This is a genomic window from Streptomyces sp. NPDC093261, assembly GCF_044753645.1.
Taxonomy (GTDB): domain Bacteria; phylum Actinomycetota; class Actinomycetes; order Streptomycetales; family Streptomycetaceae; genus Streptomyces.
Window position 1 is genome coordinate 181,873 of record NZ_JBIVNO010000016.1, and the last position, 10,691, is coordinate 192,563.

Here is a 10,691-nt window from a genome sequence, read left to right on the forward strand (position 1 = left end):
TCAACTAACGCTCCTGCTGGTGAGTGGGGCTGGGGAAGTTGCCGGTCCGGCCGGTACCGGCCTGGCGACCCTGAGCGATGCCCCGTCGGAGATTGGTCAGCCGGCCGCGTACGTCGTCAGGCGAACGCGAGACCTGCGGACCGGTTTGGTGCTGTTGCTGCTGAGCCGTGCCCGGCACGAGGTTCGCCCGTGGGACCCGACGCGGCAGGCCGGAGGTGGTGATGCCGCCCGCCGCGGGCTGCCGCACGCGCTCGGCCTGTCGGACGAGCTCGTCGTTCGGCGAGGTGCGCCAGGCCGTGTTGGCGGCCGGACGCTGCGGCGGTGTGGAGGACTGCTGCGGGGCCTGCGGCGCGGAGCCGTTGCTCTGCTGCTGCCCCTGTCCGCCACGGAACCAGTTGGTCTCCAGCGTGTCATACAGCGGGGTGCGCCCGTCACCGGGGCCCGGCGCCGGTGGCAGCGCCTCGGGCTCCTGACGGCGCGGCGGCTGCTGCTGCGGACGGTGCTGGGCCGGCGGCAGGGATGCGCCGTAGCCGTCGCCCGCCGTCTGCGGCCGCTCGAACTGGCCGGTGGTGGAGGGGTCCTGACGGTTTCCGTACCCGGGGGCGGCGAACTGGCCGGTGCCGGAAGGGGCGTAGCCCTGGGCCGGGAACTGGCCGGTGCCGGAAGGGTCCTGACCGCGGCCGGGCGCCGGGAACTGCCCGGTGTCCTGGCCGTGGCCCGGTGCCGGGTACTGGCCGGTGTTCTGGCCGTGACCTGGTGCCGGGTACTGGCCGGTGTTCTGGCCGTGACCTGGTGCCGGGTACTGGCCGGTGTTCTGGCCGTGACCTGGTGCCGGGTACTGGCCGGTGTTCTGGCCGTGGCCCGCGGCCGGGAACTGGCCCGTCGCGCCACCCTGGTCCGAGCCGAAGACGTCCTGGCGGACGAACTGGCCGCCGCCCTGCGGGGCGTTGACGTCCGGTCGCTGGAACTCGGGGCCGACAGCCGATCCCTGGCGGTCGTCGACACGCGGGATCTCGGCGGTCGCTCCCGGGCCCTGCCGGTCGTCGATCCGCGGCATGGGGGAGGTCGTGGACAGGGCGTCCGGCTCCTCGTGGCCGCGCGGGGCGTCCAGCGAGGCACGCGGCACCGACGGCTGCGCGTTCTCGTCGCTCCAGCTCGGAGTGCGCTGCTGCGGGCTGCCACCGGGCAGCTCGGCACGCGTACCGCCGCGGCCGGGCAGCTGCGGGCGACGGCGTCCACCGCGCTCCTTGGGCTGCTTCTGCTCAGGCTTCTGCTGCGGCTGCTGCGGAGCGCTCGCCGGGGCGCCGTCGCCGAAGCCGGCCGGGCGCATGCCCGAGCCGCCGTCGCCGAAGCCTCCCTGACGGGACCCGGAGTCCTGGAAGGAGCCGCCCTGGCCGAAGGCGCCCGCGCCGGGCCGGCCCTGCTGCGGGGAGGAGGCACCCTGCGGTCCGCCGGGACGGCCGCCGGGGGTGGTGCCGGGCAGTGCGGCACGCGGGCCCTGTCCGGCACCCACCTGCCCGCGCTGCGGGGCGGCACCCAGTCCGGGGCCGCCGGACGAGCCGGTGCCGAAGGACGATCCGCTCTGCTGGGCCTGGCGACGGGCCGCGGCCGCGCCCGCGGCGGCCTGCGCGGCTGCCGGACCGCCCGAGGTGGGCGCACCCGGCTTGCCGGGAGCGGGCTTCTTGCCGCCCTGGGCCACGTCGACCGGGAGCATGACCAGCGCCGTCGTACCACCGGAGTCGGAGGGCCGCAGCTGGATGCGGATGCCGTGGCGCTGCGACAGACGGCCGACCACGAACAGACCCATGCGCCGGGACACCGACACGTCCACGGTGGGCGGCGAGGCGAGGCGCTCGTTGATCTGCGCGAGGTCCTCGGGGGACAGGCCGATACCCGTGTCGTGGATCTCGATCAGGACGCGGCCGTCGGGCAGCGCATGACCGGTGACCTTGACCTTGGTCTGCGGCGAGGAGAAGGAGGTGGCGTTCTCGAGCAGCTCGGCGAGCAGGTGCACGAGGTCGTTGACGACCCGGCCGGCGACCTCGGTGGCGGGCACCGCGGCGAGCTCGATGCGCTCGTACTGCTCCACCTCGGACGCGGCGGCGCGGAGCACGTCGACCAGCGGGACCGGGCGGGTCCAGCGACGGCCGGGCTCCTCACCCGCGAGAACGAGGAGGTTCTCACCGTTACGGCGCATACGCGTCGCGAGGTGGTCGAGCTTGAACAGCGAGGACAGCTGGTCCGGGTCGGCCTCGCGGGACTCCAGTTCGGAGATCAGCGACAGCTGGCGCTGGATCAGACCCTGGGAGCGGCGCGAGAGGTTGGTGAACATCGCGTTGACGTTGCCCCGGAGCAGGGCCTGCTCGGCGGCGAGGCGGACCGCCTCGCGGTGCACGTCGTCGAAGGCCGCGGCCACCTGGCCGATCTCGTCCCGGGAGTGCACACCGACCGACTCCACGGACGTGTCGACGTCCTGCGGGTCGGACTCGGAGAGCTGCTTGACCAGCTCGGGCAGACGGTCCTGGGCGACCTTGGTCGCGGTCTCCTGGAGGCGACGCAGCGAGCGGATCATGGAGCGGGCCACGACGAAGGCGCCGACGAGGGAGACACCGAGGACGAGCAGGACCAGCGCACCGGAGATGATCGCCTCGTTCTGCGAGGCGCTCTTCAGCTCGCGGGCCTTCTGCTCCATCTGCTCGAGCAGCGTGCCCTCGATCTTCTTCATCTGCTCGATCTTGGTCGAGTCGTCGTCGACCCAGTCCTTGTACGAGCGCTTGTCCTGGTTGCGCATACCGGACGAGCTCTTCAGGACGCGGCTGGCGTACTGGTCGGCGGCCTCGATCGTCGGGCTGCCCTGGTCGATCGGCTTCGTCAGGTCCTCGGCGCCGTCGCCGTAGATGCTGCGGAAGCTGTCCAGCTGGGAGTCCTGGCTGTCCAGGGCCGACAGGGCGTACTGCCGGTCGTTCTCGGAGAGGGTGCCGAACGTGTCGATGTTCGCGGGCAGGGCGGCCGCGATCACCGCGCGCTGCATGGAGGCGTACTCCTTGGCGGTGGAGAAGGCCGCCAGTGCGCGGGTGCGCTGGATCATCTCCGGGTTGCTGGTGGCCTCCGCCATGTCCTGGGAGAGGCTGAGCAGCTGCGTGATCAGACGGTGGTACGCCTCGACCGTCTGCGTGGAGTTCTTCGGATCCTTGTAGGCGTTGGCCCGGATCGCGCTGAGGTTGTTCAGCTCGCTCGCGATGCCGACCACGCTCTCGCGGACACCCGAGAGCTGGCCGCTGTCGGAGGCGTCGCCGATCTCCTGGGTGCCCTCCAGGAAGGAGGAGCGGGCGCGGTTGGTCTTGTCGCGGACACCCTTGACCGTGTAGTCGGACGCCGTGGCGCCGTGGGCGAGCGGACCGGCGGACTGGTCGCGCTCCTCCTGGAGCGCGGCGGCCAGCTGGGTCGCCTGCTTGGTCATGTCCGTCAGCAGCTTCATGTTGTCGAGCTGCTGGATCTGGTCCATGTTGTCGCTGATGCGCAGGGCACCGAGCGAGGTGGCCGCGACCACCGGGAGCGCGAGCAGCGACACCAGGCGCGTGGAGATGCGCCAGTTGCGCAGTGCCACGCGCGAGCCGGAGTCGATCGGTCCCGGGGTCTTGGGCGGGGCCGGCGGCGTGGGTGCCGTGGAACCCGCGGGCGCGCCGGGGCGCCCGGGCCGCTCGGGACCGCCGCCGGCCGCGGCCGGTCCTGGGTTCTGGGCGTGCTGGGGCGAGGAACCGCGGTCGGTCCCGCCGTGCGCTTCCGGCTCGGCCGAAGCGCTGCCATCCCTCTTGAAACGTCCCTGCACTAGCGTCGCAACCTCTGGACCAGGCGCCCCTCCGCGTGAACGGTGGGACGGTGTCGGCGTTGTGAGGGGCGCCCTGAATACGCCCCCCGGGTGGTCGTGAGTGACCGGCGCTGGCTCCCCCTCCCCGTCGCTGCCCGGCGCTGCGTTGCGCCCCCTGCGCGCCGGTGCGATCCCGCGGCGGTCCGTGGAATTCCAGCACAGTGCAGGATCTCCAACAAGGCCAAGGGACGAGGCTGTGACCTCCGTGACACCTTGTGAGGGGTGCGTCACAAGGCGTAGAAAGTGATCTCGCACATAACGGGCGTATGTGCACGAGTCATTGAGGTGGACCCGGTGTCCCAGTCGCCATGATCAGGAGCGGAATGCAAGCTTCAATCAAGCAATGCCCGTTTTGTCGTGACGTAATGGCCGGGTGAATTGACCCTTTTGCCTGCGGCTTAGTGAGCAAACTCACACGGGGGTCACAGTCTCTTCACGGCTTCGGTGGGGAATTGCATGTTTAGCCTGACGCTTTACAGGGATGGCGAATCCGACAACTCGCGCCCCGGCGGCGGCCCGCGCCGCCCGCCCGGCGCCCCTCACGACAAGGTCAACGACACCAGTGAAGACCACGATGATGTTCCGCACCATAGCCAACCCGCGGCGCACGACGCTGGCGCACCTCGCCGACGCCGACGAGCTGCAGGCCCCGGCGACACCGGAACACTCCGTCGACCTTCCCACCCAGACCGCCAATCCCAAGCGCACCGTCCTCATGAAGGTCCCGGTCCAGACCTCCGTCGCGGAGTAATACGCGCGCCGGGCGCCGCTTGCTCAGTGCCCTCGCGGGTGACCTCGGGAAGCGGCCCCCCGTGCGCGCCGCGGCCGGCCGGACGGCAGCGCTCCGCAGCCGGCCGCTCACACCCCCGGATCCAAGCCGATCGCTCATGCGCCCCCCGGTCCATACGCACGGTCCCCGCTCGCTGCCGCGTTAGCCTGGAGCGTCAGACTCCAGCCAGCTCAGTTAAGGGGCGCAAGGATCCCGTGCGCATCGCCAGATTCTCCATCGACGGGAACGTCGCCTTCGGCGTGGTCGAGGGTGACAAGCCGGACGAGCTCGTCCTCGACATCATCAAGGGCATCCCGTTCGCGGACTTCGAGCTCTCCGGCACCAAGGTGCCGCTGAGCAAGGTCAGGCTGCTGCCGCCGGTGCTCCCCAACAAGGTCGTGGCCTTCGGCCGCAACTACGCGGAGCACGCGCGTGAACTCGGCAACGAGGTGCCCGAGGCCCCGTTCGCCTTCTTCAAACCGTCCACCTCCGTGATCGGCAGCGGCGACGAGATCGCCTACCCCTCCTTCTCCCGGGAGCTGCACCACGAGGCCGAGCTGGCCGTGGTGATCGGCCGTATGTGCCGCGAGGTGCCGCGCGAGCGCGTCAAGGACGTGATCCTCGGCTACACCTGCGCCAACGACGTCACGGCGCGCGACGTCCAGCGGCGCGAGAAGCAGTGGGCCCGGGCCAAGGGCTTCGACACCTCCTGCCCCCTCGGCCCCTGGGTGGAGACCGACCTCGATCCGAGCGACCTCACCATCCAGCTCACGGTCAACGGCGAGCAGCGCCAGCTCGGCCGCACGGGCGAGATGATCCACTCGATCGAGGATCTGATCGTCAACATCACCGAGGCCATGACGCTGCTTCCCGGCGACGTGATCCTCACGGGCACCCCCGCGGGGGTCGGCCCCCTCAACGTCGGCGACGAGGTCGCCGTCACCATCGAAGGCATCGGCACTCTCACCAATAAGGTGATCAAGCGTGGCTAACGGATCCGTCCGCGTACGTTTCTGTCCGTCCCCGACCGGCAACCCCCACGTGGGCCTGGTCCGCACCGCCCTGTTCAACTGGGCGTACGCCCGTCACACCGGCGGCACGTTCGTCTTCCGCATCGAGGACACGGACGCGGCGCGCGACTCGGAGGAGTCCTACCTCCAGCTCCTGGACTCGCTGCGCTGGCTGGGCTTCGACTGGGACGAGGGCCCGGAGGTGGGCGGCCCCCACCCGCCGTACCGCCAGTCCCAGCGGATGGACATCTACAAGGACGTCGCGGACAAGCTCCTGGAGGGCGGGTACGCCTACCACTGCTACTGCACGACGGAGGAGCTGGACGCCCGCCGCGACGCCGCCCGCGCCGCCGGCAAGCCGTCCGGCTACGACGGGCACTGCCGCGACCTGACCGCCGAGCAGGTGGCGGCGTACGAGGCCGAGGGCCGCACCCCCATCGTGCGCTTCCGGATGCCCGACGAGACGATCACCTTCACGGACCTGGTCCGCGGCGAGCTGACGTTCACGCCGGAGAACGTGCCGGACTACGGCATCGTGCGGGCGAACGGGATGCCCCTGTACACGCTCGTGAACCCGGTCGACGACGCGCTGATGGACATCACCCACGTGCTGCGCGGCGAGGACCTGCTCTCCTCCACCCCCCGCCAGGTCGCGCTCTACAAGGCGCTGATCGAGCTGGGCGTCGCGAAGGCCGTGCCCGAGTTCGGTCACCTTCCGTATGTGATGGGCGAGGGCAACAAGAAGCTCTCCAAGCGCGACCCGCAGTCCTCGCTGAACCTCTACCGCGAGCGCGGCTTCCTGCCGGAGGGCCTGCTCAACTACCTCTCCCTGCTGGGCTGGTCGCTCGCGCCGGACCGCGACATCTTCTCGGTCGAGGAGATGGTCGCCGCCTTCGACATCTCGGACGTGAACCCCAACCCGGCCCGCTTCGACCTGAAGAAGGCCGAGGCGATCAACGCCGATCACATCCGCCTGCTGGACGTGAAGGACTTCACGGAGCGCTGCCGTCCGTGGCTGAAGGCCCCCTTCGCGCCCTGGGCCCCGGAGGACTTCGACGAGGCGCGGTGGCAGGCGATCGCGCCGCACGCCCAGACGCGGGTGAAGGTCCTGTCCGAGATCACGGAGAACGTCGACTTCCTGTTCCTGCCGGAGCCGGTCTTCGACGAGGCCTCCTGGGCCAAGGCGATGAAGGAGGGCAGCGACGCGCTGCTGCGCACCGCGCGGGAGAAGCTGGAGACGGCCGACTGGACGTCCCCGGAGTCCCTGAAGGAGGCCGTCCTGGCCGCCGGCGAGGCCCACGGCCTCAAGCTGGGCAAGGCCCAGGCCCCGGTCCGTGTAGCCGTCACCGGCCGCACGGTCGGCCTGCCCCTGTTCGAGTCCCTCGAGGTCCTCGGCAAGGAGAAGACGCTCGCGCGCATCGACGCGGCGCTGGCGAGGGCGGCGGCGTAGGCGCCGGCTGCCGGGACGGACGCGGACACACAGGGCGGCAGCCAGGAGGCTGCCGCCCTGCCGTTGTCCCGCCTTTGCCTTTCGCGCCCCCGAAGAGCCGCGTGTGTCAGCCCCGGGCACTACCGTTCGGGGCATCGCATCGCGCGGTCACCGCGGGGCCGAAGTCCCCCGGGCCGCCTGCGGATCCGATCGCCCACGGCCCCTATGGAAAGGCGCCCTCATGCCGATGCCCGCCCGTGACTACGCGTGGCTCTTCACCCCCGGCAGCACATTCCGCTACGAGTCCGGAACGGTCGGCACGATCGGCGTGGCCGACGGCGGCGAGCTGTGGCTGCCCACCGGCCGGGTCGTGGCCTGTGACCCGTTCGTCTGCCTCGGCCAGGGGGACATCGAGCCCTTCACCGTCTCCGTGGCGCCCGGCCGCTACCGTGTCGACGCGGCCGTGGCGACGCTCACCCAGCCCGACGAGCCGCCGTCCGGCGACCCCCATCTGCGGGTGGCCGCCGCGCGCCTGGTCATCCGCGACGAGCCCACCGCCGGGTGGGAGCTCGCCCTGCTGCCGGGCCAGGACACCGGCGCGCTCGGCGAGGACGAGTTCTACGGCTACGGCGTCGACGCCGGCACCGGCTGCTTCTACGACGCCGCGGCCGACGCCTCCTTCCAGGGCTGGGGGGAGGGCGACGAGGGGCCGCTGTGGGACGCCTTCGAGAACAGCGACTGGGCTCCCGGCCCCCATCTGGTCACCGCGCCGGACGGCGGGGACACCCTGGCCGCCTTCACCTCCGGATGGGGGGACGGCTGCTATCCCACCTGGATCGGCCGTACGGCGGCCGGCGAGATCACCTGCTTCGTCACCGACTTCTTCGTCGCCCCGGACCCGTCCGAGGCCGAGGAGCCGAGCGGGACTGCCGCCGCCACCGGCTGAGCGGCTACCGTCGTCAGGGGCCGGTCAGGCCATGAGCCGGAGGTGAACCGCGTGCCGATCAAGGCCGTCGTCTGGGACGTCGACGACACCCTGTTCGACTACACCACCGCCGACCGCGCCGGGATGCGCGGGCACCTGGCCGCCGAGGGGCTGCTCGGCGGCCACGGGAGCGTGGAGCAGGCCCTCGCCCGGTGGCGGCGGATCACCGACCTCCAGTGGGCCCGGTACGCGGCCGGCGAGACCTCCTTCGAGGGGCAGCGCCGGGACCGCGTACGGGTCTTCCTCGAGCGGGCGCTGACCGATGACGAGGCGGACGCCTGGTTTCGGCGTTATCTGGGCCACTACGAGGCCGCCTGGGCCCTCTTCCCGGACGTCCTGCCCGTCCTGGACGCCCTCGCCGCCAGCCACCGGCACGCGGTGCTGTCCAACTCCAGCGTCCACGTCCAGGAGTACAAGCTCCGCACCCTCGGTGTCCGCGACCGCTTCGAGGCCGTGCTGTGCGCCGCCGAGCTGGGCGTCTCCAAGCCGGACGCCCGCGCCTTCCGTGCGGCCTGCGACGCGCTCGGGCTCGCCCCGCACCAGGTCGCCTACGTCGGCGACCATCCGGAGATCGACGGCCGTGGGGCGGCCGAGGCCGGGCTGCTGTCCGTGTGGATCGACCGTGCGGGTGTGCGTGTCGTCACGGACGGACAGCCCGCCGTGCGGCCGGAAGGCCCCGCCGGCCTGCACCGGATCGCCTCCCTCGACGAACTCCCCTCGGTCCTCGGCGCGGATACCCGTTTTGGAGCGCCGTCCACCTTCGGGTAATGTTCTTCCTGCGCCGCCGGGGAGCGGGCCGAAAGGCCGGAAACCGGAGGCGCGAGCTAGAACAAAATCCCCTCAGGGGCTTGCGTTCCAGTGGCCTATGGTGTAATTGGCAGCACGACTGATTCTGGTTCAGTTAGTCTTGGTTCGAGTCCAGGTAGGCCAGCTCGCAGAGCTCATCTGCATGTGCGGATCTCATCCGCAAGCCCCCGTTGTGTAGCGGCCTAGCACGCTGCCCTCTCAAGGCAGTAGCGCCGGTTCGAATCCGGTCGGGGGTACAGATCCTTCCCGCGAGGACAGCCGGGTCGCTCCCGCTGTCCTCGATGCAGGATCGCTAGGGCCCCCGTTGTGTAGCGGCCTAGCACGCCGCCCTCTCAAGGCGGTAGCGCCGGTTCGAATCCGGTCGGGGGTACGGTCTGGTCTAAACCACATTGGTCTATGGTGTAATTGGCAGCACGACTGATTCTGGTTCAGTTAGTCTTGGTTCGAGTCCAGGTAGACCAGCTCGGATCTGCGGAAACGTAAGATCCTCGCCCCCGTTGTGTAGCGGCCTAGCACGCCGCCCTCTCAAGGCGGTAGCGCCGGTTCGAATCCGGTCGGGGGTACACAGCCCGCAGGGCCTCCACTTCGGTGGAGGCCCTGCGGCGTTTTCCGGGCCCGTGCGTCCCGGCGCGGCGCGGTGTGTGCCGGCGGCCGAGGTGGTGAACCAACTCCGTGGCCGGCCCCAGGACTTCGGCGCCGGTCGTGGCTGCTGTGGCGTCTGAGGCTGATGTTTCTGGTGTGGCGGGACGGCCCGGACCTCGGGCGACTCGCCCGCGTCTCGTGGAAGAGGACCTGCCGCGGCGTTGAGGCCGGCCCTCTTCCCTGCGGTCACCGGGCCGTCAGCCGGAGCGGCGCAGCGCCTCGGACAGGCGGCCGGCCGCGTCGATGACCGCCTGTGCGTGCATACGGCCCGGGTGGCGCGTCAGACGCTCGATGGGGCCGGAGACGGACACCGCGGCCACCACACGGTTGGAGGGGCCGCGTACGGGCGCGGAGACGGACGCCACGCCCGGCTCGCGCTCCCCGATGGACTGGGCCCAGCCCCGGCGCCGTACGCCCGACAGGGCCGTCGCCGTGAAGCGGGCGCCCTGGAGGCCGCGGTGCAGCCGCTCGGGCTCCTCCCAGGCCAGCAGGATCTGTGCCGAGGAGCCCGCCTTCATCGTGAGCGTGGAGCCCACCGGCACCGTGTCGCGCAGGCCGGACAGCCGCTCCGCGGCGGCGACACAGATACGCATGTCCCCCTGGCGGCGGTAGAGCTGCGCGCTCTCGCCCGTGACGTCGCGCAGGTGGGTCAGCACCGGACCCGCCGTCGCCAGCAGGCGGTCCTCGCCCGCCGCCGCGGCCAGCTCGGCCAGCCGGGGGCCGAGGATGAAACGGCCCTGCATGTCGCGCGCCACCATGCGGTGGTGCTCCAGCGCCACGGCCAGGCGGTGGGCCGTGGGTCGTGCCAGTCCGGTGGCGCCGACCAGACCCGCGAGGGTGGCCGGACCGGACTCCAGAGCGCTCAGGACGAGGGCCGCCTTGTCCAGAACGCCGACGCCGCTACTGTTGTCCATGCAACGATACTCACGTCTCACTCTGTGAAACGCAAGTTCAATTTTCCGTGGAACGCGCCACCCTGGATGTCACGGCGGCCCGTGGAGCAACGGGCCTGGCGGCAGACGCCCGGAAACCAGGGGTACGGGCGTCGCCACCCCAAGATCTCTAGTTGGGTCGGTGCGGTCTTTGCCGGCCGGAGGGAAAGCGATGGGTAGGACACTCGCGGAGAAGGTCTGGGATGACCATGTCGTCCGGCGCGCCGAGGGCGAGCCCGACCTTCTCTA

7 protein-coding genes and 5 tRNA genes are annotated in these 10,691 nt (G+C 71.1%); 10 read left to right on the forward strand and 2 right to left on the reverse strand.

All coding sequences use genetic code 11. The features are described from left to right. Positions 1–4 precede the first annotated feature (4 nt). Positions 5–3,829 (reverse strand): nitrate- and nitrite sensing domain-containing protein, encoded by a 3,825-nt coding sequence (locus ACIP94_RS28645; protein WP_402431729.1) that lies wholly within the window; start codon positions 3,827–3,829, stop codon positions 5–7. A 601-nt stretch (positions 3,830–4,430) separates the two neighbouring features. Between ACIP94_RS28645 and ACIP94_RS28650 the strand changes: the two genes are divergently transcribed. The 10 genes from ACIP94_RS28650 to ACIP94_RS28695 all read left to right on the forward strand — a co-directional run bounded on the left by ACIP94_RS28650 (position 4,431) and on the right by ACIP94_RS28695 (position 9,431). Then, positions 4,431–4,619 carry a hypothetical protein gene (locus ACIP94_RS28650; protein ID WP_402431732.1) on the forward strand — a complete coding sequence of 63 codons (189 nt, stop codon included), beginning with the start codon at positions 4,431–4,433 and terminating at the stop codon, positions 4,617–4,619. Between the two features lie 233 nt (positions 4,620–4,852). Further along, positions 4,853–5,629, forward strand: a complete 777-nt coding sequence (locus tag ACIP94_RS28655) for a fumarylacetoacetate hydrolase family protein (protein WP_402431735.1) — start codon at positions 4,853–4,855, stop codon at positions 5,627–5,629. Beyond that, positions 5,622–7,097, forward strand: coding sequence for a glutamate--tRNA ligase (gltX, locus tag ACIP94_RS28660; RefSeq protein WP_402431738.1), 1,476 nt, complete (start codon positions 5,622–5,624; stop codon positions 7,095–7,097). Before ACIP94_RS28655 ends, gltX begins: the two co-directional genes overlap by 8 nt. 220 nt (positions 7,098–7,317) lie before the next feature. Continuing rightward, positions 7,318–8,022 (forward strand): DUF4241 domain-containing protein, encoded by a 705-nt coding sequence (locus tag ACIP94_RS28665; RefSeq protein WP_402431741.1) that lies wholly within the window; start codon positions 7,318–7,320, stop codon positions 8,020–8,022. A gap of 51 nt (positions 8,023–8,073) precedes the next feature. Continuing rightward, positions 8,074–8,829 (forward strand): HAD family hydrolase, encoded by a 756-nt coding sequence (locus ACIP94_RS28670; RefSeq protein WP_402431744.1) that lies wholly within the window; start codon positions 8,074–8,076, stop codon positions 8,827–8,829. 91 nt (positions 8,830–8,920) lie between these two features. Then, positions 8,921–8,992 (forward strand) — tRNA-Gln (locus tag ACIP94_RS28675). Between the two features lie 39 nt (positions 8,993–9,031). Then, a tRNA-Glu gene (locus ACIP94_RS28680) sits at positions 9,032–9,104 on the forward strand. 61 nt (positions 9,105–9,165) lie between these two features. Then, positions 9,166–9,238 (forward strand) — tRNA-Glu (locus tag ACIP94_RS28685). Positions 9,239–9,258: 20 nt separating this feature from the next. Then, positions 9,259–9,330: transfer RNA gene (locus ACIP94_RS28690), tRNA-Gln, on the forward strand. Positions 9,331–9,358: 28 nt separating this feature from the next. Next, a tRNA-Glu gene (locus ACIP94_RS28695) sits at positions 9,359–9,431 on the forward strand. A gap of 276 nt (positions 9,432–9,707) precedes the next feature. Here ACIP94_RS28695 and ndgR read toward each other — a convergent pair. Then, positions 9,708–10,424 carry an IclR family transcriptional regulator NdgR gene (gene ndgR / locus ACIP94_RS28700; protein WP_014675221.1) on the reverse strand — a complete coding sequence of 239 codons (717 nt, stop codon included), beginning with the start codon at positions 10,422–10,424 and terminating at the stop codon, positions 9,708–9,710. Positions 10,425–10,691 lie beyond the last annotated feature (267 nt).

Coding starts and splice junctions, on each gene's coding strand:
- ACIP94_RS28665 (WP_402431741.1), top strand. CDS start 7,318: ATGCCGATGCCCGCCCGTGACTACGCGTGGCTCTTCACCCCCGGCAGC.
- ndgR (WP_014675221.1), bottom strand. CDS start 10,424: ATGGACAACAGTAGCGGCGTCGGCGTTCTGGACAAGGCGGCCCTCGTC.